Annotated in this window: 25 protein-coding genes; 18 read left to right on the top strand and 7 right to left on the bottom strand. The window is 38.3% G+C overall.

The window, feature by feature from the left end; genetic code table 11:
* Positions 1-13 precede the first annotated feature (13 nt).
* The 15 genes from ACE1B6_RS09235 to ACE1B6_RS09165 all read left to right on the top strand — a co-directional run bounded on the left by ACE1B6_RS09235 (position 14) and on the right by ACE1B6_RS09165 (position 15,438).
* Entirely contained in the window at positions 14-751 is a 738-nt protein-coding gene (locus ACE1B6_RS09235) for an FkbM family methyltransferase (RefSeq protein WP_413256964.1), read from the top strand.
* 68 nt (positions 752-819) lie between these two features.
* A complete protein-coding gene (locus tag ACE1B6_RS09230; protein ID WP_413256963.1) occupies positions 820-1,899 on the top strand; it encodes a glycosyltransferase family 9 protein in 1,080 nt (359 codons plus the stop codon).
* Positions 1,900-1,941: 42 nt separating this feature from the next.
* The gene (locus ACE1B6_RS09225; RefSeq protein WP_413256962.1) at positions 1,942-2,508 is read left to right on the top strand and encodes a class I SAM-dependent methyltransferase; all 567 of its coding nucleotides are present in this window, start codon (positions 1,942-1,944) and stop codon (positions 2,506-2,508) included.
* A 57-nt stretch (positions 2,509-2,565) separates the two neighbouring features.
* Entirely contained in the window at positions 2,566-3,660 is a 1,095-nt protein-coding gene (locus ACE1B6_RS09220) for a hypothetical protein (RefSeq protein ID WP_413256961.1), read from the top strand.
* A 39-nt stretch (positions 3,661-3,699) separates the two neighbouring features.
* Entirely contained in the window at positions 3,700-4,356 is a 657-nt protein-coding gene (locus tag ACE1B6_RS09215; RefSeq protein WP_413256960.1) for a class I SAM-dependent methyltransferase, read from the top strand.
* 21 nt (positions 4,357-4,377) lie between these two features.
* Positions 4,378-5,193, top strand: a complete 816-nt coding sequence (locus tag ACE1B6_RS09210; RefSeq protein WP_413256959.1) for an FkbM family methyltransferase — start codon at positions 4,378-4,380, stop codon at positions 5,191-5,193.
* A gap of 17 nt (positions 5,194-5,210) precedes the next feature.
* Positions 5,211-6,224, top strand: coding sequence for a glycosyltransferase family 4 protein (locus ACE1B6_RS09205; protein ID WP_413256958.1), 1,014 nt, complete (start codon positions 5,211-5,213; stop codon positions 6,222-6,224).
* Positions 6,221-7,588 carry a hypothetical protein gene (locus tag ACE1B6_RS09200; RefSeq protein ID WP_413256957.1) on the top strand — a complete coding sequence of 456 codons (1,368 nt, stop codon included), beginning with the start codon at positions 6,221-6,223 and terminating at the stop codon, positions 7,586-7,588. The genes ACE1B6_RS09205 and ACE1B6_RS09200 overlap by 4 nt, the downstream gene beginning before the upstream one ends.
* Before the next feature lie 19 nt (positions 7,589-7,607).
* Complete coding sequence (locus ACE1B6_RS09195; RefSeq protein WP_413256956.1) at positions 7,608-8,870, top strand: glycosyltransferase family 4 protein; 1,263 nt, start codon at positions 7,608-7,610, stop codon at positions 8,868-8,870.
* A gap of 77 nt (positions 8,871-8,947) precedes the next feature.
* On the top strand, positions 8,948-10,090 hold the full coding sequence (locus tag ACE1B6_RS09190; RefSeq protein WP_413256955.1) for a glycosyltransferase family 4 protein: 1,143 nt from the start codon (positions 8,948-8,950) through the stop codon (positions 10,088-10,090).
* A gap of 11 nt (positions 10,091-10,101) precedes the next feature.
* Complete coding sequence (locus ACE1B6_RS09185) at positions 10,102-11,301, top strand: glycosyltransferase (protein ID WP_413256954.1); 1,200 nt, start codon at positions 10,102-10,104, stop codon at positions 11,299-11,301.
* Between the two features lie 7 nt (positions 11,302-11,308).
* On the top strand, positions 11,309-12,037 hold the full coding sequence (locus ACE1B6_RS09180) for a class I SAM-dependent methyltransferase (RefSeq protein ID WP_413256953.1): 729 nt from the start codon (positions 11,309-11,311) through the stop codon (positions 12,035-12,037).
* A 3-nt stretch (positions 12,038-12,040) separates the two neighbouring features.
* Positions 12,041-12,625 carry a YdcF family protein gene (locus tag ACE1B6_RS09175; protein WP_413256952.1) on the top strand — a complete coding sequence of 195 codons (585 nt, stop codon included), beginning with the start codon at positions 12,041-12,043 and terminating at the stop codon, positions 12,623-12,625.
* 125 nt (positions 12,626-12,750) lie between these two features.
* Positions 12,751-13,782 (top strand): SGNH/GDSL hydrolase family protein, encoded by a 1,032-nt coding sequence (locus tag ACE1B6_RS09170; RefSeq protein ID WP_413256951.1) that lies wholly within the window; start codon positions 12,751-12,753, stop codon positions 13,780-13,782.
* Between the two features lie 300 nt (positions 13,783-14,082).
* Entirely contained in the window at positions 14,083-15,438 is a 1,356-nt protein-coding gene (locus tag ACE1B6_RS09165; RefSeq protein ID WP_413256950.1) for a glycosyltransferase family 4 protein, read from the top strand.
* A 7-nt stretch (positions 15,439-15,445) separates the two neighbouring features.
* Here ACE1B6_RS09165 and ACE1B6_RS09160 read toward each other — a convergent pair whose 3' ends face one another.
* The 7 genes from ACE1B6_RS09160 to sufB all read right to left on the bottom strand — a co-directional run bounded on the left by ACE1B6_RS09160 (position 15,446) and on the right by sufB (position 22,738).
* On the bottom strand, positions 15,446-15,919 hold the full coding sequence (locus ACE1B6_RS09160; RefSeq protein ID WP_413256949.1) for a TspO/MBR family protein: 474 nt from the start codon (positions 15,917-15,919) through the stop codon (positions 15,446-15,448).
* A 272-nt stretch (positions 15,920-16,191) separates the two neighbouring features.
* A complete protein-coding gene (locus tag ACE1B6_RS09155) occupies positions 16,192-16,647 on the bottom strand; it encodes a hypothetical protein (protein WP_413256948.1) in 456 nt (151 codons plus the stop codon).
* A 107-nt stretch (positions 16,648-16,754) separates the two neighbouring features.
* Positions 16,755-17,390 (bottom strand): type I restriction endonuclease subunit R, encoded by a 636-nt coding sequence (locus ACE1B6_RS09150; RefSeq protein ID WP_413256947.1) that lies wholly within the window; start codon positions 17,388-17,390, stop codon positions 16,755-16,757.
* A 98-nt stretch (positions 17,391-17,488) separates the two neighbouring features.
* Positions 17,489-18,751, bottom strand: a complete 1,263-nt coding sequence (locus tag ACE1B6_RS09145) for a SufS family cysteine desulfurase (protein WP_413256946.1) — start codon at positions 18,749-18,751, stop codon at positions 17,489-17,491.
* 214 nt (positions 18,752-18,965) lie between these two features.
* Positions 18,966-20,312 (bottom strand): Fe-S cluster assembly protein SufD, encoded by a 1,347-nt coding sequence (gene sufD, locus ACE1B6_RS09140; protein ID WP_413256945.1) that lies wholly within the window; start codon positions 20,310-20,312, stop codon positions 18,966-18,968.
* Positions 20,309-21,097 (bottom strand): Fe-S cluster assembly ATPase SufC, encoded by a 789-nt coding sequence (sufC, locus tag ACE1B6_RS09135; RefSeq protein WP_413256944.1) that lies wholly within the window; start codon positions 21,095-21,097, stop codon positions 20,309-20,311. The genes sufD and sufC overlap by 4 nt, the downstream gene beginning before the upstream one ends.
* 204 nt (positions 21,098-21,301) lie before the next feature.
* On the bottom strand, positions 21,302-22,738 hold the full coding sequence (gene sufB / locus ACE1B6_RS09130; protein WP_413256943.1) for a Fe-S cluster assembly protein SufB: 1,437 nt from the start codon (positions 22,736-22,738) through the stop codon (positions 21,302-21,304).
* A gap of 244 nt (positions 22,739-22,982) precedes the next feature.
* On the opposite strand from sufB, the gene sufR reads away from it, so the two are divergent.
* Genes sufR through ACE1B6_RS09115 form a run of 3 tightly spaced genes read left to right on the top strand, consistent with a single transcriptional unit; the run spans position 22,983 to position 24,577 of the window.
* On the top strand, positions 22,983-23,648 hold the full coding sequence (gene sufR, locus ACE1B6_RS09125) for an iron-sulfur cluster biosynthesis transcriptional regulator SufR (RefSeq protein ID WP_413256942.1): 666 nt from the start codon (positions 22,983-22,985) through the stop codon (positions 23,646-23,648).
* Positions 23,649-23,658: 10 nt separating this feature from the next.
* The gene (locus ACE1B6_RS09120; protein ID WP_413256941.1) at positions 23,659-23,916 is read left to right on the top strand and encodes a hypothetical protein; all 258 of its coding nucleotides are present in this window, start codon (positions 23,659-23,661) and stop codon (positions 23,914-23,916) included.
* Positions 23,917-23,956: 40 nt separating this feature from the next.
* Positions 23,957-24,577, top strand: coding sequence for a Uma2 family endonuclease (locus ACE1B6_RS09115; RefSeq protein ID WP_413256940.1), 621 nt, complete (start codon positions 23,957-23,959; stop codon positions 24,575-24,577).
* Positions 24,578-24,642: the final 65 nt, after the last annotated feature.

Raw genomic sequence — 24,642 nt, 5'->3', positions numbered from 1 at the left:
GGTGGAAAGAAGAATGAAAACGATCGAAAACATGAAATACTTAAAAAATATATTATTCCGTTCTGGGTTCCACTACTTTAGAATGTCGATGGCACAACCACCTTATTGGATTGCAGCGAACGGAAAAAGTTGCCAAATATTTGCTGGGGATTACCTGGGTTCTGCTACTTGTTATCGAGAAATAATTATTGATGATTTCTATCAAATATTTAATTATGCCAAGCACTTTAAGCCATCATTAATTGTAGATATAGGCGCAAACATTGGCATATTTAGCAAACTATGCAGCTTACTATTTCCTGATGCGAATATATATGCTTACGAACCAAATCCAACAGCGTTAACTTGGCTAGAAAAAAATGCAAAATTGACTCACATAAAAGTATGTCCTTATGCTGTTGGTATTCAAGATGAGCTAGTGTTTTTGGATAGTAGGTCTGACTCTACAACTGGAAAAATTAGTCAAGGGGGTAACATACCTGTGCAGTGTATTGCTCTCACCAAAGTAGCTCAAGGGCAACCAATAGATTTACTAAAAATGGACTGTGAAGGTTCAGAATGGACTATATTACAAAACCCAGAACTTTTAAAACGTACTCAAAGCTTTTGCATGGAATATCATTTGTTTGACCAACATACCCTTGAAGAATTACAAAATTTAATTGAAAAGGCAGATCATCGTATTGTGAGCATAACTCCCCAATTCGATTGGGATAGCCAGGTTGGTTGTCTTTGGTCAACACATAAATAAAATTAAAATATTCTGATTAACAAAACTAATTTTCATTAAATATTTTTATGTCTTGGAAACGAAATATAATGGATTCGATAATCTGGTTAATCAGCCGGATAATGACCAATGATAATAAGCCACCAGAAAAACCTAAAACAATATTTATTTTACGAAATAACGATTTAGGAGATTTATTAGTAATTACGCCATTGTTTGAGGCATTGAAAAAAAGATTTCCTGAAGCTTATATTGTAGCTGGAGTGGGAAAATGGAATGTTGAAACATTGAAATTAAATCCTTATATTTCAGAAATACTAGCAGTTAACGCACCTTGGCACAATAAATTTATCTCACACCAAGGTTTATGGAATGCCTTTAATTACATTGTTTTTTCAGCTGAAAGCGAAGAGATAAAAAATCGCCATTTCGATATAGGTATTGATATTTTAGGGAGCTATTTTGGTTCCCTGTTAATGATGCGGGCTGGGATTTTGTATCGTTTGGGTGTTCGAGGATATGCTGGGGGACATACGGCTGTGCAAAAGTACGTTGAATTTAATGAATATGAACAAGTTGGTCGTTCGGCTCTGCGTTTTGCTGAACTTTTAGGAGCAACTGAACTCCCAGAATGTAGACCGCAAATATTTTTAAGTGACAAGGAAAGAGAATTAGGTGAATATCGGTGGTCAAGTAATCTTGAGGAGTTGCAACGACCAAAGCGGGTTATTATTGGGCCTGGGGGAGGCTTCGTAGAAAAGTGTTGGCCGTTAGAGAATTATGTAGAATTAATGAAATTGTTATATTCGATCGATAATTTGGCAGTTATGATTGTTGGAGGTAAGCAAGACCGGGAAGCAGGAAATCAATTATCAAATGATTTTACTTTTGTGCAAAATTTAGCAGGAGACCTGACTCTTAGAGAGACTTTTGCTTTAGTTGCTGCTGCTGATTTAGTAGTATGTAATTCTAGTATGTTGATGCACGTTGCTGCGGCATTTGCTGTACCTGCCGTGGTTTTACTGGGGGATTATTTTCCTTCTAGTAAACAGCATTTCGCACAGTGGGGCTATCCGGGATTATCTCATATTTTTGGCAAGGAGGGCGATCGCCAAGAAATTTATAGTCCCTCAGAAATAATAAAAATTGTTAGGGATTTATTATATTAAGTTACTAACTCTTTCACAAGTCGATCGCCCAAAATTGAAAATATGAAAGAAGCATTTTTAGAACCAATATTAAGAAGATTTCGGATTAGTAGGGTAATTGCTCATATTCCCAAATCATCTGTAATTTTGGATATAGGTTGTGGTCGGAAAGCTGCTTTTTTGCAAGCTGTATCGCCTTATATTAAAGAAGGATTTGGAGTAGATTTTAAAGTGGACGAGAACGTTCAAATTCCTAATGTCAGAACTTTACAATTAAGACTGGAAAGCAATCTTCCCTTTGCTGATTGTAGTTTTGATGTTGTCACCATGCTAGCCGTATTGGAACATATAGAAAAAGAAGAACAAATTTTATCAGAAATCCATCGAGTTTTAGTTCCGGGAGGAAAATTGATTATCACAGTTCCTTCGGTTTGGGCTCAACCTGTACTTGAATTTTTAGCGTATAAATTAAAAATTGTTAGTGAAGCTGAAATTAGAGATCATAAAAGATATTATACAAGAGAAAAGCTGCAAAAAATTTTGGTGAGAACAATAGGTTTCACGGAATTTAAGCACCGCTATTTTCAACTATGGATGAACAATTTTTGTACTGTAACCAAAAGCAAATAACTATTATCATTATAATCAAGTTAAAATAACATAAATTTCTAATTAATTTTTGAAATAATGCAAATCATCTCTATTGTTCCCCGCCTTCCTCCCGCTATTGATGGAGTAGGAGATTATGCCTTAAATTTGGCTAAGCAAATCAGTAAAGATTTCGGCATAGTAACACATTTTATTGTTGGCGATCCTGTTTGGTCTAATAACAGAGAAATTCACAGCTTTTCTGTTGCTCAGTTAAAATTACGTTCTGCTTCAAGTTTATTAACTGTACTTTCTGACCAAAGTATTGTAAATAAGGATTCGACTACAACAGTTTTGCTGCACTATGTTGGTTATGGTTATGCTAAAAGGGGTTGCCCTTTTTGGTTAGTTAATGCTTTATCAAAGTGGCGCAATACAACTTTTAATAGCTCTTTAGTAACTATGTTTCATGAAGTTTATGCTACTGGGCCAGTTTGGTCTAGTTCTTTTTGGTTGTCACCACTGCAAAAAAACTTGGCGATGCGCCTTTCTCGATCGAGCGATCGCTGTCTCACCAGCAAACAAGGCTACGCCCAAATGATTTGTGAATTGAGTGGAGGAAAACACATCAATATTCCTACTTTACCCGTATTTTCTAATATTGGCGAACCAGAATTAGTACCACCACTTAAAGCACGTTCCAAGCGTTTAGTAATATTTGGAGGTAGTAGCAATCGACAACGAGTTTATCAGAGATCTCGCAATGCTCTGGAAAGTATTTGCCAAGAATTAGAAATTGAGGAAATATTAGATATCGGGCCATCCATTGATATTGCTCTCTCTTCAATCAATGGTATACCAGTAGTGAAAATGGGTAAAAGAACAACAACTGAAATTAGTCAAGTTATGTTAAATTCTTTAGCAGGTTTCTTTGATTATCATACAGAATACTTGAGTAAATCCACAATTTTTGCCGCTTATTGCGCCCACGGATTGATTCCTATTGGCACATTTTATAGTGATTTGCAAGTGGATGGCTTGGTAGTTGGAAAACACTATTGGCTAGCCGATCGTCCTACTGGTAAGCTAAATTTAGAGAGAGGACAAGCGATCGCTCACCAAGCATACACTTGGTACCAAAATCATAATTTGTCAGCACAGGCTAAATTATTTTTTACTTGTCTTAACTTGTAATTAATAGACAAGTTTCAATCCGATTTAGGAGAATTTTACTTGAACGAAAATCAATTTTTAGAAAGAACCGTACCAGGTTTACATGAGGCGCTGACTCAAGCAATGCCAAATTTTAGTTATGATACCCCAATTCTTGATATTGGCTGTGGTACTGGTGCATGGTTAGAACGTTTAGCAGGTCAGGGATTTTATTGTTTACATGGAATTGACCAAGATCTTACACAATTTCAAACAAAAAAGGCAACTTGTTCTTCAGCTAATTTAGATTATGATGACTTAGGTTTGGGCGAGCAGAAATTTGGGTTAATCACAGCTATAGAAGTTATAGAACATTTAGAAAATCCCGGTCGGCTATTCTATCATGTCGATCGGCATTTACAACCAAAAGGATACTTTTTAATCACTACTCCCAATATTCATTCAGTTGGTTGTAGGCTGAGATTTTTGCTCACAGGTAATCTTAAGTCTTTTGATGCTAAAGGCGATCCGACTCATATTTATCCAGTACTTTTACCAGCCTTAAATAGGGTTTTGCCTCGCTATAACTTAAAAATTGTCAACAAATGGGGCTATCCCTCAAAAGGTTCTTTGATTTCCCGCAAATCTACGCAATTAATTACTGCTATTATGGAGTTAATTTTACCCAATCCCGATCCGGGAGATACCCTCTGTTTACTAATCCAAAAGGTAGAATGATATAAGATTTTGGCAAAAATTATGCAAATTTTATTCAAGTTATTGTTTAGATGGTCAAGATTTTGGCTCAATTATGGCAACCCCTTATCAATTTTATGGCAACGTTTAGTGGTCAAAAAAGGGAAAATGATAGTAGTCGATCGCCAAACCGGAATTCGCTGCAAATGTAATATTCCTTCATACCAAATGTTTGGTGAAACTTGGTATAACAAGGACTATAATATTCCCCATTTTTCGATTAACCCAGGTGATGTGGTTATTGATATTGGGGCTAATCAAGGTTTTTTTACTTGTTACCTAGCATATCAAGGAGCAAAAGTTTTTGCTTTTGAACCTTTTACAGAAAGTTTTCAAACAATGTTGGAGAATTTAGAACTGAATAAGTTGAGCGATCGCGTAGTTGCTAAACCTTGGGCTATCAGTGGGTATAACGGATTTGCTGAACTTGTTTCAACCGATTGGTTAGGAGGTGGAATGAATACAATTCAGTCAGATTTTATTAAAAATACAAGTATTAATACCCTGGCTAAATCTCAAGTTCAGTGCTTTACCTTAAATCACATCATAGAAGAATTTCAACTTACTAAAATACGGTTGTGTAAACTCGACTGTGAAGGTGCAGAATTAGAAATTTTAAAAGAGTTGGATCGAAAACATTTAAGTAAAATAGATGCTTTTGTTTTAGAATATCATCCAGCATATCCATTGGAAAAGCTACTAGAGTTATTAATGAGTTGGGGAACTCATCAAATTAGCTTTGCTGAAGATAATGAACATTGCTCTAGAAGTATTTTACGCCTAGTCGCTAACAGAGAATTAATCAATACTTCATCATGATTAGGGGAATAAACTAAATGAAAATCTTAATTTATTCACCTTTATTTTATCCTAGCGTCGGTGGCATAGAAACAGTAGTGACGATTTTAGCAGAAGAATTTGTCAGTTTAGGTCATGAAGTAAAATTAATCTGTCAGACTTCAGCAACAGATGGAAAATCTTTCCCTTTTGAAGTTATTCGTTATCCGAAACCTCAAAAATTCTTACAGTTGATACAGTGGTGTGAAGTATATTTTCAGCCAACAATTAGTTTAAAAGGAATTTGGCCGTTGCTAATTTTCCCTAAACCTTGGGTTGTCTCTCATAATAACTGGTATACCCGCCCAGATGGTAGAATAGCTTGGCAGGATCGCCTCAAACAATTTTTGCTGCGATTTGCTACTGGTATTTCCGTTAGTCAGGCGATCGCAAATCATGTTTCTACCCCGTCAACTGTAATTAATAATCCTTACCAAGAAGATATATTCTATGAAATGCCAGAAGTTTCTCGCGATCGAGAATTGGTTTTTCTAGGGCGGTTAGTTTCCGATAAAGGAGTAGATTTATTATTAGATTCTGTGGCTAATCTTAAAAATTTAGGTTTATTTCCGAAGTTAACAATTATTGGCACTGGTATAGAAGAAACTCGCTTACGCCAACAAGTAAAGCATTTAAAAATTAACGAACAAGTAGAATTTGTTGGTGTCAAACTTGAGCAAGAATTAACTAAACTATTAAATGCTCATAAAATTATGGTAATTCCTTCTCGATGGCAAGAACCTTTTGGTATTGTAGCTTTAGAAGGTATTGCTTGTGGTTGTGTTATCGTTGGGTCAGAGCAAGGAGGATTAAAGGACGCAATTAACTCTTGTGGCATAACTTTTCCTAATGGCAATATTCAAGTTTTAACACAAATTTTATACGATCTCTTGTCTGACGATAATCAATTGTTAAAATTTCGAGAAAAGTCAGAATTGCATTTAATTAAGCATAAAAAATCATTAGTAGCTAAAGCTTATATAAAAGTTTTTGAGAGGGCAGTTGGGCAATGAAATTATTACTGGGATTAGTAGTTGCTGTCACTATTTTTTATTTGTCCTTTAACAATTGGAAAACCGCTGTTAAAACTGTATTTTTTTTGGCAGTTTTTGAAGGAGCATTGCGAAAATGGATTTTACCCCAAGCTAGTGAATTAATCTACTTCCTCAAAGATTTAGTACTTTTAGGAGCCTATGTGAGATTTTATGGAACAGCAGCAACTAGAAGAAGGTTTGTAATTACAAATCATCCGCTAAATATCTTAATAATTTTGGTAGTTATCTGGTGCTTAGTGCAAGCATTAAACCCTAGTTTAGGAACAATAGTAGTGGGGATTTTTGGATTAAAAATCTATCTATTTTATATCCCACTGATTTGGATGTTACCAGCACTGTTCCCCACAGAGGAACATTTATATAAGTTTTTGCGATCGCATCTGCTGCTAGTAATTCCCGTAGGTATATTAGGTATTGCCCAATTTTTTAGTCCAATCAACAGTCCAATCAACAGTTATGCACCCAGCAGTATCGGAGATATAGAAGTAGCTACCTTTGGCGGTGCTACAAGTGAAACTAGATCGCTTGTAAGGATTACAGGAACTTTCGCTTATATTAACAACTATACAGCTTACTTAGTAGTATGTTTTGGCTTAATAATTGCTCTACTTTCTATTAAACAACCTCGCTGGTGGAGACTAATTTTTATGATTGAAATTAGTTTAGTTAGTATTAACTCTTTCATGACTGGTTCCCGCACACCCATAATAGCTTCAGCATTATTTTTCTTAGGTTATTTCTTAATTAGAAGCGCAACAGAAATCGCTGGATTTTCACGTTTGATTAAACAATTTATATTACCATTTATAGCAGCTACAACTATTGCCTATTTAGGATTTGGCTCTGCAATTAATGCCTTTGTTGCACGCGCTTCCGGTAACAGTGATTTAGTACAGCGCATCTCTATGACTTTTTTAGAGCCTTTTAAATTTATCCAATATAAGAATATAGATGGTTTTGGTGTTGGCGCAACTCATCCGGGAACTGGAGCAATTCGCTCTATTCTAAATTTACCAGCAGGTGAAATTATTCCTGTGGGTTATGAATCAGAAATGGGTAGAGTTGCTTTGGAAATAGGGCCAATTGGTTTTTTTCTTTGGTATAGTTTAAGAATTGCTATTTTAGGATCGCTATTAATAGTTTTCTGGAAACTTAGAAGACCTTTACTTCGTCAATTAGCACTAGCAGCTTTTCTAATTCAACTATCTTGGATAAATGGTCAACTTGTCTTTCATCATACATTTGCAGTTTACTACTGGTTTCTTACAGGTTTTGTATTTCTATTACCTTGGTTAGAGTACAGAGAAAATTTTTATCGATAACAACAAATTTTGCAACAAAATGCTGAATTTTCGTATATCACTGATACATCCGACGGGTAATCCCTTTGCTCGTAATGCAGCGATCGCTTTTGGCGAAGCAAATCTCCTCCATGAAATCATCACAAGCATTGCTTATAATCCCCAAAAAACAACTTTACCTTACTTAAATTTATTGCCTAAATCAATTAAAAATAAAATTGTTTCTGAACTAGGAAGACGGACATGGATTCCCCCAAAAGGTGCTACTATTCACACATATCCCAGCAAAGAAATTCTCAGAATTGCTTTAGCAAAAACTAAGCTGAGTCGTTTTCTCGGTTTTGGTTCTCAAGGCCCAGTTGATTGGGTTTATGCTTCACTCGATCGCCAAGTTGCTCAACACCATCTCGATGGAATTCAAGCAGTTTATGCTTATGAAGACGGCGCAGCAGAAACCTTTCAAGCAGCTAAACAGCGAGACATCTTTTGTCTATACGATTTACCAATTCTTTTTTATCGCGCCAGTCGGGAAATTCAAGAATCAGAAGCACAACGTTTCCCTGAATTAGCAGCATCATTGCAAGCAGCAAAAGAACCTACTTGGAAAATTGAACGGAAAGAACAGGAAATACAATTAGCCGATCGCATTTTTGTTCCCTCCTCATTCGTCCAAAAATCCCTGATAGATGCGGGAATTAAAGCAGATAAAATTAGTGTTATTCCCTTCGGTGCACCGATCGATTATTTCTTACCCAAACCTAAGCAAGATAATATTTTTAGAGCTTTATTTATTGGTCGGGTTGGCCCTCGTAAAGGCGCTCATTATCTCCTCCAAGCTTGGCAGGAATTAAAACTTTCACCAGCAGAATTACTCCTAGTAGGAATTAACGAATTTCCCCCTAATTATTTGGAACAATATACAGACATTATTCGCTATATCCCCTCTGTTCCCCATTCATTATTAAATAATTACTACAACAGTGGAAATGTATTAGTTTTACCTACTCTTGTAGAGGGATTACCATTAGTAATTTTGGAAGCAATGGCTTGTGGCATTCCAGTGATTACTACACCAAATGCTGGAATTTATGATATTATTACCAATGGTGTAGAAGGTTTTATAGTACCTATTCGAGATGTAGAAAGTTTAAAAGAAAAATTAGATTGGTGCTACCGTCACCCCCAAGAATTAGCCGAAATGGGATTAGCTGCTCGCCGCAAAGCCGAATATTTAACCTGGAAGCTTTATCAAAAACAGTTAGTCGAACAAGTGCAAAAACTTTTACAAAATTATTCCAAATAAATGGCAAATAATCTTGTAAAATGCTTACTTGTAGACTCATTAAAATCTAGTCAATCAAATAGCAATTTAAAACACCGATGCCTTGGCAAAAGCAATTAATACATTTTTGGATTCCGAATATCTTTGAATTTAAAGGTGGAATACAGACTTATTCTGCTTTTTTAGTAGAAGCATTACAGAGTTTATATCCCGACAAAAAGTATGAAGTATTTTTAAAACACGATACTTGCTCATCACCAGACTTCTCGTTTTTAGAAAATACGCGCTTTCACTTTGCGGGGAGTTTACCTCTGCGGTTTCGGACATTCTTTTTTGCCGCACAAATTCTCACTAATAGCTTTTACAAAAAACCTAACTTAGTGATTACAACACACTTGAATTTTTCGATCGCTGCTTATTGGTTAAAACGTTCGATCGGAATTCCCTACTGGACAGTAGTGCATGGAGTAGAAGCTTGGGACATCCAACGACCCGATCTAAAAACTGCTTTACAACACGCAGACCGAATAATTTCTGTTAGTAAATATACCCGCGATCGCTTACTTAAAGAACAACAAATAGACCCGGCAAAAATCTCATTGCTACCGAATACTTTTGATGCCGATCGCTTTCAAATTGCACCCAAACCCGAATACTTACTTAAACGTTATGGGTTGACGGTAAATAATTCTATTATCCTCACAGTGGCTCGTCTTGACAAGACTGAGCAGTACAAAGGGTATGACCAAATTATCCAAGCATTACCAGAAATTCGGCGCTATGTTCCGAATGTACATTATATTTTAGTGGGAAAAGGTAGCGATCGATCGCGCATTGAGCAGTTAATTGCCCAACTCAACTTGCAAGAAAATGTTACGTTAGCCGGATTTATTCCTGACTCTGAACTCAACGATCATTACAATCTTTGTGATGTCTTCGCCATGCCTAGTAAAGGCGAGGGATTTGGTATAGTTTATTTAGAAGCATTAGCTTGCGGTAAACCAACTTTAGGGGGCAATCAAGATGGTGCGATCGACGCTCTTTGTGATGGTCAATTGGGAGCTTTAGTAGATCCAGATAATATCATAGAAATTGCCCAAACTTTGACTAAAATACTGCAAGGTAATTATTCTCATCCTATTATGTATCAACCTGAAATGTTACGCCAAAAAGTTATCGATATTTACGGTTTTGATCGATTTAAGCAAACATTAAAAGAAATTACGCAAACATTAAAATAGGAGTTTGTTGGGTGAAAATTTTGCACGTTATTCCCTCAGTTAGCCCAACTCTTGGTGGTCCTACACAAGTAGTTTTAAATTTAGTTAAAGCTTTGCGAGAATGTAAAGTTGATGCAGAAATAGTTACTACTAACGATCGTGGTACGACTTTATTGGATGTGCCATTATATCAACTAACTGAATATGAACAAGTTCCAGTTTGGTTTTTGCCGAGGTTTTCTCCACCCTTAAAAGAGTATATTTTTTCTCCAGCGATCGCTCAATGGTTAGGGAAAAATATCCGTAACTATGACATTTTAGATAACCATTATCTTTTTTCTTATGCTTCAACTTGTGCAGGTGCGATCGCCCGTTGGCAAAACATTCCCTACACAGTTCGCACAATGGGACAACTCGCACCTTGGGCACTCGCTCAAAGTCAGCGGAAAAAACAAATATATAGCCTACTTATTGAACGGCATAATTTAAACCGTGCAGCCGCTATTCATTGCACTTCCGCAGGCGAAGCAGAAGATGTGCGAAATTTCGGCATAAAAACCCCTACCGTTACCCTACCTTTAGGCGTAAATCAACCAGAGACTTTACCTGATGCTAAACAACAAATCCGGGAAATATATCGGATTCCTGCCACAATTCCTATTGTATTATTTCTCTCTCGATTACATTACAAAAAACGTCCAGAATTACTAATTCGTTCTCTCAGCAAACTAGCCTTAAACCAAACTAAGTTTCACTTAATCCTAGCAGGTACAGGCGAACCAGACTATCTTCAATATTTGCAAAATTTAGTATTAGATAGTGGATTAACTGCCCAAACTACATTCTCTGGTTTTGTCACCGGAAAAGATAAAGATTTGCTCTTGCAAGGATCGGATATATTTGTATTGCCATCTTTTTCGGAAAATTTTGGCATTGCTGTAGCTGAAGCATTAGCTAATGGATTACCTGTGATTATTACCCCAGATATTCAAATTGCGCCGGAAATATCCCAAGCTAATGCTGGCTTAATTGTACCAGGAGAAGAAGCAGCAATAGCAAATGCGATCGCTCAATTACTCGCAACTCCTGAACAGCGTCACCAGTTGAGTGAAAATGGCAAAAAACTAGTCAAAGAGCGTTACTCTTGGAATGCGATCGCTTCCCAACTAGCCGAAGTTTATCGCACCATTATTGAACAAGCAAAAATACCCAACCAAAACAATTTTTCTTAACCACAAAATGACCTACTCTCAACGTTTATTACAACAAGGAAATCCCTTAACTCGGCTAGCACATCGTTCCCGTTTTAGTGCAGTTTTAAATCTCCTGGGTAATACTAAATATCAGCAAGCACTCGATTACGGTTGTGGAGATGGGTGGCTCCTTAAAACTGCCTACGAACAAGGAATAATTTCATCAGGAATCGGTATTGACTTAGCCGATTATATGCTATCAGCTTGTCAAGAAATGTTTAGAGAAATACCAGGATTTAAATTTTGTAAACCTGAAGAATTATCTAAAATAATATCTCCCCAAACTTGCGACCTAATTTTTTGCACGGAAACCCTAGAACATATTGGCAATGCTGAAAATGCTGTGACACAAATTTTAACCTATTGCCAACCGGGAGCCACAATGATTATCTCCGTACCCATTGAAATTGGGCCATCACTTTTACTTAAACAAATCGGACGTTACCTTGCCAATCTCAAAGGTAACTACGGCTACGAAAAATACACCTTAAGAGAGTTGTTTGCTGCAAGTATTTTATGGAATGCAGAGAAATTTGTTTCCTCCCATTCACTAAAAAATGATTACACTGGTCATAAAGGTTTTGATTATCGTAAAATAGAAAAATTACTAGAAAAAAAAGTCAAAATTCAGCAGCGAATTTTTTCTCCCTTTCCTTGGGGTGGCAATCTACTTAATAGCACGGTAATTTGGGTATGTAGAGTAGAAAATACCTAAATTATGGTGAGTATTGTGTGGCAAATCCAAAGCAAAGAATATCGATTCCTGAAATTAGCAATCATCAGCTTTTTAGTGGTGCTAATTAGCTTTATTCCAGTGCGAATGGCGATCGCTTACATCCAATCACCTCAGCCACAAGCTATCCTGACTCTCGGTAGTTGGCTCGATCGAGAAGTGTTCACTGCTCAATTCGCCACCAAACATCCTCGCCTAGAAATTTGGGTTTCTTCGGGTACATCTCCTCACATTTCTAGCCCAATTTTTCGAGAATTTGGTATCCCAGAAAATAGAGTAAATCTTGACTACCGTGCCGTTGATACCGTCACCAACTTTACAACTTTAATCAGCGACTTTAAAATTAGAAAAATTCAACATCTTTACCTGATTACCTCGGATTATCATCTCCATCGGGCAAAAGCGATCGCTACCCTAATACTGGGTAGTCAAGGTATTATATTTACTCCCATATCTGTTCCTTCCCATGAACCATCCGAATCTTGGTTTCGTATCTTACGTGACATTTGCCGTTCCTTGCTCTGGATTTTTACAGGTAGAACAGGAGCTAGCTTTCATTCACAATTTTAAACAAAATTTTATATTTAATAAGTGGTGAAATAGCAACAGTAAATAATCATTTTCACTGATTGATTAACCTTTGGCCTTTGACTGTTGACTTCTGACAAATGATAATTAAAACTTGAGGCTGCAACATGAAAATACCTGCAAAGTACTGGATACCTGGTTCTGTACTTGCTATTTTTGTTGGCATAGAGATGATACTAAGAGTAGCATTCGGATTAGGAAATCCAGTATTAGTACAAGCAGACTCTTTTACTGGTTATCGATTTCAACCAAATCAAAAACTATTACGACTGGGAAAAAAAATTCAGTATAATCAGTACTCGCAACGCTCCGAACCAATTACACTAAAAAAGCAGCCCACAAAACTGAGAATATTAATGGTTGGTGACTCAGTTCTTAATGGTGGCAATCCTACCGACCAAAGCCAAACCATTACCGAACTATTTGAGGCAAAACTGTCTGCATCTGGATATCCAGCAGAAGTGTTAAACGCCTCAGCTGGTTCTTGGGGAATTGGCAACGCATTAGGGTATCTACAGGAATTTGGTACTTTTAACGCTGATGCAGTAATTCTGCAAATTGGTACTCATGACCTCACACAGCCTACCAGCACCAGCATCCTTGTTGGGCATCATCCAGCTTTCTCCACTCATCCACCATTGTTGGCAACTCAGGATGCCTGGAATCGCTATATTTGGCCCCAGATAGTTGGTAAATTAGGCTACCTCTTACCAAATGGAGATTTTGCATCATCTCCTATATCTCTCACCCCAGATCAGCAATTTAAGCAAAATATGCAGCACCTCAAAGAGATAATTACTCTGGTTCGTGGTAAAAAGATACCTGTTCTTGTCCTATTCACACCAAATCGTGATGATTTACTTCCAAAAGTTAATCCGCCAAACTATACATCAGAATTCTTTCGGTTCCTTAATTCTTTACAGGTGCCTATCATTGATACTCATAGCGATTGGTCAACCTTGTCACCTACAACCATAGAATCCTACTTTCGAGATTACGTGCATCTTACAGAACAAGGAAATCAAGCTATAGCCCAAAACCTCTTTCAACAACTTTGCTTACAGCGACAACTAACCTGTTCTAGACCAAAGCCCCGTGTCGGTTCTCCAGTTACACCAGGTCAAAAACCAGATATTTGAAGAATCCTTGATGGAAAGTAGCTGCATGAATTGAATTCAGCGGTAAATCTATTAGAACGTTCTCCTCACACAAAAACTGATACTCTATTGTCGCCATAAATATGGAATCACAAAATAAGGTTTTGTAGAGGTATTAGGTGTAACCTGTAACCTAGATTGTTAAGTACACGATAGTAAGTTATTCAGTAAAAATTCCCTTTCCACCAATTTACTATGTAAAAATTGAACTCTGTACGGAAAGAGGTAGCGGCAACTTAAGTCTTGAATTTTGATTTCACAAGTACCTTTAGGGCATCATCAATGGAAATCATCCAAGGGAAATGTAAATTGCAGAGATTGCTAACCACACAGTCAAGTGGCATCAAGGAAGAGAATACATCCAAACCACAATTTCACGTCAAACTCTCTATTATTACTCAGTTTTATCCTCCAGACTATGCCCCCACTGGGCAACTTATCGAGGAACTATCTACACAATTAAGGCATCAAGGTCTACATATCCACGTCTTTACAGGACAGCCTGGGTACGCCTTTAAAAAAGAATCAGCACCCGCAATTGAACGCAGAGATAAACTTTTAATTAGACGATCGCGCACCGCTAGACTTTGGCCTCAAAGAATTCGCGGCAAAGCCGTCAATGGTTTATTATTCTGTTTACGATCCGCCTTCCACTTACTGAAAACCTGTTGGCGCGGCGATATCCTCCTCCTAACTACTGCGCCTCCCTTTTTGCCAATTTTGGGTTACTTAGCTAATCTTTGTTTTGGTTTACCTTACGTATGCTTACTTTACGATTTGTATCCCGATGTGGCAGTGGAGTTAAAAGTTGTTCCGGGACACCATTGGGTTGTTAAATTCTGGAATTTCATTAACAGAGAAATTTGGCGCAATGCTAAGGCGATCGTCGTCCTCAGTTCTACAATGAAAGAACGCATCGTCGCTAAATGTCCCGAAGTAGCCGACAAAATTACCGTAATTCACAGTTGGGCTAATCCTGATTTAATTGTTCCCATACCTAAAAAAGACAACTGGTTTGCTCACAAATATAATCTCGTAGAAAAATTCACCGTTCTCTATTCTGGTAATATGGGTCGCTGTCATGATATGGAAACTATCATCGAAGCCGCCCATAAATTACAAGATCAACCAATTCAATTTGTCTTTATTGGTGATGGCGCTAAACGCAAACTTTGCGAAGAACAAGTAGCTGCTTTAGGATTAAATAATTGTTTATTTTTGCCCTACCAAGATAAACAATATCTTCCCTATTCTTTGACTGCTTGTGATTTATCTTTAGTGAGCGTCAGTCAAGGCATGGAAGGATTAGTTGCCCCTAGTAAACTGTACGGAATTCTAGCAGCTGGTCGTCCTGTAGCAGTAGTTTGTGAAGACCATTCTTATCTTTGCGATCTAGTAAAAGAAGCTAAATGTGGTAAAACTTTTCGCAACGGTGATGCCACTAAATTAGCTGATTTTATTAGTCATTTAGCTACTAACAAACAGTTAGTAAATCAAATGGGTAAAGCAGGTCGTCGTTACTTTCAATCCCATTTTACTTTGGAGATTATTGCTAAGGAATATGCACAGGTTTTGTGTAAAGCCTTGGTATTAGATCAGAAGGTCGATCGCTCAATATTGATGAAACAAGTACATTAATTAATACTTACTTATCTTCAGGATTGAGTTGCATCATCTCATAAGTTGTATAAGTTCCAATTGGACTCCAAATTAGATAAGGAACTAGCAACAAACTTGCCCAAGGGGAAACAGACCAAACTATTATGGTTAAAATAATTCCTAAAATGGAACCAATAGCACCAACAATAGTCCCTGCTTTTAAACTGTGGAGCCTAAACATTACTGGGTTGTAAGCGACGATCGCAATTTCCACCAACAAGTAAAAACCCATTAACCACCATGTTTTTTGGCTCCCTGGATCTGTTTCCCAAACAATATAAGCTGACCAAGCTCCACAAATAAAAACAATTGTCCAAATAATCGGAATCAAACCTTCAAAAGTTAGCCATCTGGGACGCTGCAACCGTTTAAACCATTTCACATCTTGGGGCAAAATTATATTACTACCTAGTGCGACTAATAATGTTACCGCCCCAATTACCATCCAAGATTTAATCATTTACTTTGGCTTTTACAAATACTTTCTTTAGTAATTGTGTCAGTTTTTTATAATAACTTTAATCAATCTTTGGTAGTAAGGTTCTGTGCATCTATCTTAGGGTGGAAGTTGTGCGATCGATCTTTTTTTTAACCGCTCCAGACGCAGAGGACGCAGAGTTTTTTTTGAACCGCGAAGACGCGAAGGACGCGAAGAGAAGAGGAAGAGAGGGCGATCAAATTTTTTTTCTGTTTTTCTTAGTTGAATTAAATACTGAGAATATCTAAAATGCTTTACTCTTGTATCTTTTCAATTCTCGTAATTTTCCATATACCGTAAGGCTTTTCTGGACGTACTTCAATGAAAACTCGGTCAGAATCTATATGTTTAATAGGTACAAATAGCACACTAATGTTACTTTTAAAGTCTATAACTGCTTGGAATACCTCTTTACTATCTTCAGTAACTTGATAAATATTTATAGTTAAAGATGGGTTAAATCCTAATGGTATAGTATCAAAAGTACCTTTAAATAGCCCCCAAAGTTCAGTTTTATTTTTTGTTCCATACAAAGATCCTGAATAAGAATCTGAAATAACTTTACTTAATTTATCTGCGTTTTTGACATCATAAGCAGATTTAAAAGCTTGAAAAACAGCAAGCATATTATCTCGTAATTGCGGTGGATTATAACCCTGCTGATACCATAGGTAAATTCCTTGTGCAACTTTTATGCAAACATCTAACATAAAACATTACCTCTAACATTAATGAATTAATAATGGTAATTTATAAATAGTACACCAAAACAATAAATTCTAAATTTTATTACAAAAATTTGCTTTATTTAAACCTACTACACATCCCTTAAACTCATAATTCTCTTAATCACTCTCACAACCTCATAAAGTTCATTCTCTTGCGGATTAACAAGCGTAAACTTTCTCGACAAAGCATACTGCCCTAATTGCTGATTTAACTTAACAAAGATATAATCTTCCCCAGTCATTATTAACCCAAAAACAGGCGTTTCTAAATTAGGATTTGCCACTATATATGCTAAAGCTTGTGGCAATGCTTGTAAAACGCTAAAACCATATTGTTTTGCCTCTATTAACACCACCCAAAATAAATCTTTAATTACTAAAGCATCAATAAAACCCTCTAATTCAGTATTTCCATTCTCAATTTCCACTTTGACAAACTTTTCGCCGCGAATCTTGAACGGAGAATCACATAATCCCAACAATTCTAAGAGAGGCGATAAAATAATAATGCTGACAGTTCCTTCTAAAACAAAACCATCAGCAGCATAGTAAAGATAGCGATTTTTTAATCGATTTAACGCCTGTTTTTCCTCTTCAGTCAATTCCGGTAAATCTTGCCACCATTCAGTAAAAAAATTCGGCTCATTAGTCGGACTTAAACTTAACCTTTCATGAGCTACATTTAAATTAGTAATCGCTTTAGCAATTCCTACAGATTCGGGCATAATATCATCAAGTTTATATCTGATTGTAGGGGCGGGTTTAGCAAACAATCTATGATTCCCAAAGACAATCTCTCAACAAAACCCGCCCGACTACGATTTTACCCAAAAATTCCGCCAAAAAATTCGATCGCATCCTTCAGCGCCACAACAAACACATCAATCTCTTCCTTCGTATTGTAAAAATACAAACTCGCTCTCGCAGTAGATTGAGCTTTAATATAACGGTGTAAAGGTTGAGTACAATGATGTCCTGCCCTAATCGCCACCCCAGCTTGATCTAAAATCGTAGATAAGTCATGAGGATGCACATTTCCCGACGTAAAAGAAGCGAGTGCCGCTCTATTTCCTCCTGTAGAATTAGCTTGCGGGCCATAAACTCGAATTTCGGGAATTTGGCGCAATTGTTCAAACAAATAAGCAGTTAATTCCGCTTCGTAAGCATGAATTTTTTCCATGCCAATATTAGATAGATAATCAACCGCAGCACCAAGTCCAATTGCTTCAGCTATTGCCGGAGTTCCTGCTTCAAATTTATGAGGAATATCCGCATAAGTTGAATTATCTAAAAACACATCGGCAATCATTTCACCACCACCTAAAAAGGGAGGCATTGCCCGGAGGATTTTTGCTTTACCATACAAGAAGCCGATACCTGTTGGCCCACACATTTTATGTCCAGATGCTACCAGCCAATCACAATTGATTTTTTGAACATCAATAGGCAGATGTGGCGCACTTTGGCAAGCATCAATTAATACTTTTGCGCCATATTTATGAGCAATTTCGGTGATTTCTTCCACCGGATTGATGCAGCCCAAGGTGTTAGAAACATGAACTACGGAGACGAGTTTGGTTTTATCGGAAACTAGGGTTTTATACTGTTCTAAATCGAATTCTTCGCTGGGGGTTAGTTCGACAAATTTTAATACCGCGCCTGTAGTTTTAGCTACTAATTGCCAGGGTACTAAGTTGCTATGATGTTCCATAACGGAGAGGATGATTTCATCTCCGGGTTGTAAGTGAGTTAAACCCCAAGCATAAGCTACTAAGTTAATTGCTTCGGAAGCGTTGCGGGTGTAGATGATTTCTTCGGGTAAGTTAGCGTTAACAAATTTGGCGATTTTTACTCGCGCACCTTCGTAAGCGTCGGTAGCTTTTCCGCTTAAGGTGTGAACTCCGCGATGGACGTTTGAGTTATATTGTTCGTAGTAATTTCGCAGTGCATCGAGTACCGCTAAAGGTTTTTGCGAGGTAGCGGCGTTGTCGAGATAAACTAAGGGTTTGCCGTTGACTTCTTGGTGTAAGATTGGGAAGTCTTTACGGACTATTTCGGCGAGAGTTCTTTCTTTTGTGATTGTCATTTTTGGTGAGGTTTGAATAATTGTTTTTTTAACCACAGATGGTTTTTGTAGGTTACTGGTGATGCCAGAAGGTTTTGATTTTAAACCACAGATGTCCACAGATGAACACAGATGAACACAGATGGTTCTTATAGATGACTGGTGAGGAGGCGAGAAGTTAATTTGCATTATTTCCTAGTCCCCAGTCACCAGTACCCAGTCCCCAATCCCCCGCCTATCTTTCCATTTGTTTCACTACTGAATAAAGGGTTTCTCGCAGTGAGGGAATGGGCAATTTGTTGATGATTTCAGCGGCGAAGGCGTTAATTAAAAGGTTGCGGGAATCGTTTTCGTTTAAACCGCGACTTTGCAGGTAGAAAACTTCTTCTGCATCCAGTTGACTAACTGTTGCGCCGTGAGAACATTTGACGTTATCCGCGGTGATTTCTAGTTGAGGTTTGGTGTCAACTCTTGCTTTGGGGGAGAGTAACAAGTTGCGATTTAATTGTGCAGCATCGGTAAGTTGTGCTGCTTGGGGAACGAAGACTTTTCCGTTAAAAACGGCGTGTGCTTTATCGGCAACAATACATTTATGTAATTGGCGAGTTGTACCGTGAGGTTTGGTAAGATTGATGGCGCTGTGAGTGTCGGAAAGTTGTTCGCCAGCTATCATTGTTAAACCGTTGATAACAGTTTCGGTTTGTTCGCCAGTTTGGAAAACTTCTAGGTTATGACGGGAGATTTTCCCACCTAAACTGATGGCATTACAAGTATAGCGACTGTCGCGGGATTGTGCGATCGCACTCCTCCCCAAATGAATCGCTTCCCTACCTTCTCTCTGCAAGCGAATATGATTAACCGCAGCGTTTTCTCCTACCCAAATTTGCGTGACTGCATTAGTAAAGGTGGAGACATTACCAATAACTGCAAAATCTTCAACGATGTTAACGCTACTACCAGATTCAGCAATTACTAAACAGTGGGGTTGTGCCAAAATAGGTGTTTCACCTGGCATAGTAATAAATAACAGATGAATCGGAGTTTCAATCTGTTGATTTTTTGGCACATACACCACTGCTGCATCCGCCAACCCTGACATATTTAGGGCAGTAAATACATCATTATATTGTTGTTCTTGGTTGAGTAATTCGCGAATCCGGGCGTGATAATTTCCCGGCGCATTCGATAAATTCCCAGCGAAAAACTCCATCGCCAAAGTTGGCAACAGCGATGCTTCCATCGTTGACAAATGAGGTGCATAGAAACCATTAACAAACACCACTCGCAACGGCAAAGCATCCTTAGAACTTACAGGCAAAGTTAAAGAAGACAGCGCCAAATTTGGTTCATGAGTTAACTCAGGAACTTGCAAATTCAGTTCTAAAAGTGGCGAGATATCAGTAAACCGCCATTCCTCATCTTTAGTAGTGGGAAACTTAGAACCAAGCACATATTCCGCAGCAACATCGCGCAAATCCTTCAACCCATAAGCGCAACTTTCCCGCTTTCCTTTTCCCTGCTTGCGGCACTGATTTACCAACTCAGTAAGAAAACTTTCTCTCTTAGCAACTTGTGTAATCATCGCACCACCTCAGTTGCCTTTTCTTCTGTTATCCAATCATAACCGCGAGCTTCTAATTCCAACGCTAATTCCTTAGTTCCAGTAGTGACAATTCTGCCACCTTCCATCACATGAACGTAATCAGGAATGATGTAATCCAACAATCTTTGATAGTGGGTAATAACCAACATGGCATTTTCCGCATTTGCCAATTGATTAACCCCATTTGCCACAATCTTCAAAGCGTCGATATCTAAACCCGAATCAGTCTCATCTAAAATTGCCAACTTTGGTTCCAACAACGCCATTTGCAGAATCTCATTCCGCTTCTTCTCCCCACCCGAAAAACCTTCATTCACACTACGGGTTAAAAAACTCGGATTCATCTTCACCACTTCCAACTTTTGTTCCACCAAATCTTGGAAATCAAAAGCATCCAACTCTTCCAAACCCTTACTCTTCTGGTGAGAATTATAAGCCACCCGCAGAAAATCCAAATTACTCACCCCTGGAATTTCCAAAGGATATTGAAAAGCCAAAAACACCCCAGTTCTAGACCTTTCCTCCGGTTCCAACTCCAAGAGATTTTGCCCTTGAAAAATCACCTCACCGCCAGTCACCTCATAAGCAGGATGCCCAGCCAAAACCTTAGAAAAAGTACTTTTACCCGAACCATTTGGCCCCATGATAGCGTGAATTTCACCCGCCCTCATCTCCAAATTCAAACCCTTAAGAATTTCAGTTCCATCAACATTCGCCCTTAAATCGCGAACCGACAAAATTACCGGACTATTCTCAACAATCATCTTCCTGACTCTCTTTTATCTCTTCTTCTTTCTTCCTTCTTCCTTCGTTACCTTCGTGTCTTCGTGGTTCAAAAAAAAAGATTTGTAACCCACAAAAAAACCCAAAGAAACTCTCCTTCTTCCCTCTGCGTCCTCTGCGTCTCTGCGGTTCAATTAAAAAAGATTTTAAACCGCAGATGAACGCAGATAAACGCAGATGTTAAATTAACCAACTGAACCTTCCAACTTCAGACTTAACAAACGATTAGCTTCCACAGCAAATTCCATTGGCAACTGATTAAAAACATCCTTACAGAAGCCATTAATCATCATCGAAATTGCGTCTTCTTCGGAAATTCCCCGTTGCGCGAAATAGAACAACTGTTCCTCGCCAATCTTAGAAGTCGAAGCCTCATGCTCTAATTTCCCGGTGTTATTCTGAACTTGAATATAAGGGAAAGTGTTCGCTTGAGCATTATCGCCAATTAACATTGAATCACATTGAGAATAATTTCTCGCACCTTGAGCTTTCGGGCCGATTTTTACCAACCCACGATAACTATTCTTAGAATTCCCAGCAGAAATTCCCTTAGAAATAATCGTGCTGCGGGTATTTTTCCCGATATGCACCATCTTGGTTCCGGTGTCAGCTTGCTGCTTATTGTTTGTCAGCGCCACTGAGTAGAATTCGCCAACGGAATTATCGCCAACTAACACGCAACTGGGATACTTCCAAGTAATAGCTGAACCTGTTTCTACTTGAGTCCAAGAAATCTTGGAATTCACGCCTTGGCAAAGTCCGCGCTTGGTGACAAAGTTGTAAATTCCGCCTTTGCCGTTTTCGTCTCCGGCGTACCAGTTTTGCACGGTGGAGTATTTAATTTCAGCATTGTCTAAAGCTACTAATTCCACAACTGCGGCGTGTAATTGATTAGTATCAAACATTGGCGCAGTGCAGCCTTCTAAGTAGCTGACATAACTGCCTTCTTCGGCAACAATTAATGTTCTTTCAAATTGTCCCGATTCTCCGGTGTTGATGCGGAAGTAGGTGGACAATTCCATTGGACATTTGGTGTTTTTGGGAATATAAACGAAGGAACCATCGCTAAAAACTGCTGAGTTAAGTGCAGCGTAGAAGTTGTCAGCTACCGGAACGACGCTTCCCAAATATTTCTGCACTAATTCGGGATATTCTTGCAATGCTTCGGAAATTGAGCAGAAAATTACGCCTTCTTTGGCTAATTTCTCTCTAAAGGTAGTGGCGACGGAAACGCTGTCGAAGATAGCATCGACCGCAACGTTGGAAAGTCTCTTTTGTTCGGAAAGGGGAATTCCCAATTTCTCGAAGGTTTCTAATAGGGTGGGGTCTACTTCTTCCAAGCTGTTGAGCTTTTTCTGTTGCTTGGGTGCGGAGTAGTAGATGATGTCTTGGTAATTTATAGGTGGGTATTCCACATGGGGCCATGTGGGTTCTGTCATCTTTAGCCATTGCCGATACGCCTTGAGGCGGAATTCCAGCATGAATTCTGGTTCGTTCTTTTTGGCAGAGATGAGGCGAATTACATCCTCGTTTAGTCCTTTGGGGATGATGTCTGCCTCGATGTTGGTAACAAAGCCGTATTTATATGGCTGATTGACTAAAGTTTTGACAGTGGCACTCATTATCGGTTCTCTCTTGTTCTCTATGTTTTCTACTCTTTGGTGGAAGACGGGTGACTGGGAGTGAATGACAGGCGGGATGCCTGTCCTACGTCCCGGAACTTCCAGTCCCTCTAGCAATCTGGGGCTAGACAGGTTAGGATTTAGTATGACTAAAACAACTAATTTGTTTTCTTAGTCTATTTTAAGCTACATTAACAACTAGTAAGTTGTCAAAGTAACATTTTCTGCATGGAGTCCTGGGAAGATGACGACCACAGAGCAAACTTCAACTAAGCAAGATATCCTGGAACATCTATTGCAGCGAGGTCAAGCAACGGCGCTGGAATTGTCTGAGACGTTGGATATCAGTCCTCAAGCGGTTCGCCGTCATCTCAAAGATTTAGAAGCGGAAGAACTTATCGAGTATGAGTTGGTGCAGGCGGGGATGGGGCGACCTCAACACGCTTACCGTTTGAGTCGGAAGGGGCGTGATCGCTTTCCCAACAGTCATGGTAAATTCGCTGTATCGCTGTTGGATACGATGGCGCAAACTTTGGGAAAAGAGCAGGTTAATAATATTTTACAGAAACAGTGGCAACAAAAGGCGTTGGATTATCGCGATCGCATCGGTAGCGGTAAACTGGGAGAGCGTGTTGCTAAATTAGTTGACCTGCGTCGCGCCGAAGGTTACATGGCAGAATGGTATCCCATTGAATCGGAAACTGTTCAAAATGGGAATTGTTCTCAGTTCATGTTTACTGAGCATAACTGCGCTATTTCTGATGTGGCGGAAACTTTCCCCAGTGTTTGTTCTCACGAATTAGAAATGTTTGCCACAATTTTACCAGACTGCACTGTTGAGCGTACCCACTGGTTAATTAATGGTCAACATCGCTGCGGTTATATGATTACGAAAAAATCCCGAAGTTAAGTTTTTAATTATGAATCCCCAAGGACAACCAGGAGCGCAATTTTTAAGTTTAGAAGAGTCAGCAATGGTTGATGCAGCTTTGTTGGCAAATCATGAAAAGTTTTTAACTAGATTAACTATTTCCTCTTTTAAATTATTGCAGCATATCGCTCAAGAATATGGAATCGCTATTGAAGATTTAACAACTCAACAAATTATTGCTTGGTTTGAAAAAGATGGGAAAATTCGCCGGGAAGAAGGAATTGAAGCGGCGTTTTTGAAGTGGTGAGTTTTGGGTGAATTAGAAGTAAAATGTAAAGGTCATCGCCATGATTCAAACCTCAGTTAAAAAATTAACTTTTGCCGAATTCCTCGATCGATACCCAGAAGGATCTGGTATTTTCGAGTTGGTAAATGGGGAAATTATACAAGTGGATGCAACTAGAGCGCATAAAAATGTATCGAGATTTCTAGTTTTGGCTTTCAATGATGAAATCAGGCGATTAGAACTTGACTATATTGTTGACAAAGATATTATCATCAGAACTTTTACTGCTGATGGGGAAGAAAGAGGAAGAATTCCCGATGTGAGCGTGGTTAATGCTTCGGTATGGAACTCAAATGTTACAGCTTACGGTGCTTTAACCGAACCAATTCAGTTAGCAGTAGAAGTTACATCAACTAATTGGGATGACGATTATGTTGATAAATTAGATGAGTATCAACGCTTAGGAATTAGCGAATATTGGATTGTGGATTATTTAGCTATTGCTGCCAGAAGTTACCTCGGTAATCCCAAGTTACCTACAGTTTTTATTTATCAATTAATTCAGGGAAAATACCAAGTTAAATCATTCAAAGGAACTGAAAGAATTATATCCCATACTTTCCCAGAATTGCAGTTAACCGTTGAGGAAATAGTAAAAAGCAGTCAGATGGGGAAAGTGTAAATGAAAAGACTAGCATGGTTATCATTACTTTAACTTTACTAATTCAAATGTAGACAAATCAAAGC

It is taken from the genome of Floridaenema fluviatile BLCC-F154 (assembly GCF_041929135.1).
In the GTDB taxonomy this organism is placed as follows: Bacteria; Cyanobacteriota; Cyanobacteriia; order Cyanobacteriales; family Aerosakkonemataceae; genus Floridanema; species Floridanema fluviatile.
This window is presented reverse-complemented; position numbering and strand designations above follow the sequence as displayed.

Coding starts and splice junctions, on each gene's coding strand:
- ACE1B6_RS09200 (WP_413256957.1), top strand. CDS start 6,221: ATGAAATTATTACTGGGATTAGTAGTTGCTGTCACTATTTTTTATTTG.
- sufD (WP_413256945.1), bottom strand. CDS start 20,312: ATGATTACACAAGTTGCTAAGAGAGAAAGTTTTCTTACTGAGTTGGTA.
- ACE1B6_RS09180 (WP_413256953.1), top strand. CDS start 11,309: ATGACCTACTCTCAACGTTTATTACAACAAGGAAATCCCTTAACTCGG.
- ACE1B6_RS09155 (WP_413256948.1), bottom strand. CDS start 16,647: ATGTTAGATGTTTGCATAAAAGTTGCACAAGGAATTTACCTATGGTAT.
- ACE1B6_RS09235 (WP_413256964.1), top strand. CDS start 14: ATGAAAACGATCGAAAACATGAAATACTTAAAAAATATATTATTCCGT.
- sufR (WP_413256942.1), top strand. CDS start 22,983: ATGACGACCACAGAGCAAACTTCAACTAAGCAAGATATCCTGGAACAT.
- ACE1B6_RS09205 (WP_413256958.1), top strand. CDS start 5,211: ATGAAAATCTTAATTTATTCACCTTTATTTTATCCTAGCGTCGGTGGC.
- ACE1B6_RS09170 (WP_413256951.1), top strand. CDS start 12,751: ATGAAAATACCTGCAAAGTACTGGATACCTGGTTCTGTACTTGCTATT.
- ACE1B6_RS09120 (WP_413256941.1), top strand. CDS start 23,659: ATGAATCCCCAAGGACAACCAGGAGCGCAATTTTTAAGTTTAGAAGAG.
- ACE1B6_RS09220 (WP_413256961.1), top strand. CDS start 2,566: ATGCAAATCATCTCTATTGTTCCCCGCCTTCCTCCCGCTATTGATGGA.
- sufB (WP_413256943.1), bottom strand. CDS start 22,738: ATGAGTGCCACTGTCAAAACTTTAGTCAATCAGCCATATAAATACGGC.
- ACE1B6_RS09145 (WP_413256946.1), bottom strand. CDS start 18,751: ATGACAATCACAAAAGAAAGAACTCTCGCCGAAATAGTCCGTAAAGAC.
- ACE1B6_RS09225 (WP_413256962.1), top strand. CDS start 1,942: ATGAAAGAAGCATTTTTAGAACCAATATTAAGAAGATTTCGGATTAGT.
- ACE1B6_RS09210 (WP_413256959.1), top strand. CDS start 4,378: ATGCAAATTTTATTCAAGTTATTGTTTAGATGGTCAAGATTTTGGCTC.
- ACE1B6_RS09195 (WP_413256956.1), top strand. CDS start 7,608: ATGCTGAATTTTCGTATATCACTGATACATCCGACGGGTAATCCCTTT.
- ACE1B6_RS09165 (WP_413256950.1), top strand. CDS start 14,083: ATGGAAATCATCCAAGGGAAATGTAAATTGCAGAGATTGCTAACCACA.
- ACE1B6_RS09115 (WP_413256940.1), top strand. CDS start 23,957: ATGATTCAAACCTCAGTTAAAAAATTAACTTTTGCCGAATTCCTCGAT.
- sufC (WP_413256944.1), bottom strand. CDS start 21,097: ATGATTGTTGAGAATAGTCCGGTAATTTTGTCGGTTCGCGATTTAAGG.
- ACE1B6_RS09175 (WP_413256952.1), top strand. CDS start 12,041: ATGGTGAGTATTGTGTGGCAAATCCAAAGCAAAGAATATCGATTCCTG.
- ACE1B6_RS09230 (WP_413256963.1), top strand. CDS start 820: ATGGATTCGATAATCTGGTTAATCAGCCGGATAATGACCAATGATAAT.
- ACE1B6_RS09190 (WP_413256955.1), top strand. CDS start 8,948: ATGCCTTGGCAAAAGCAATTAATACATTTTTGGATTCCGAATATCTTT.
- ACE1B6_RS09160 (WP_413256949.1), bottom strand. CDS start 15,919: ATGATTAAATCTTGGATGGTAATTGGGGCGGTAACATTATTAGTCGCA.
- ACE1B6_RS09150 (WP_413256947.1), bottom strand. CDS start 17,390: ATGCCCGAATCTGTAGGAATTGCTAAAGCGATTACTAATTTAAATGTA.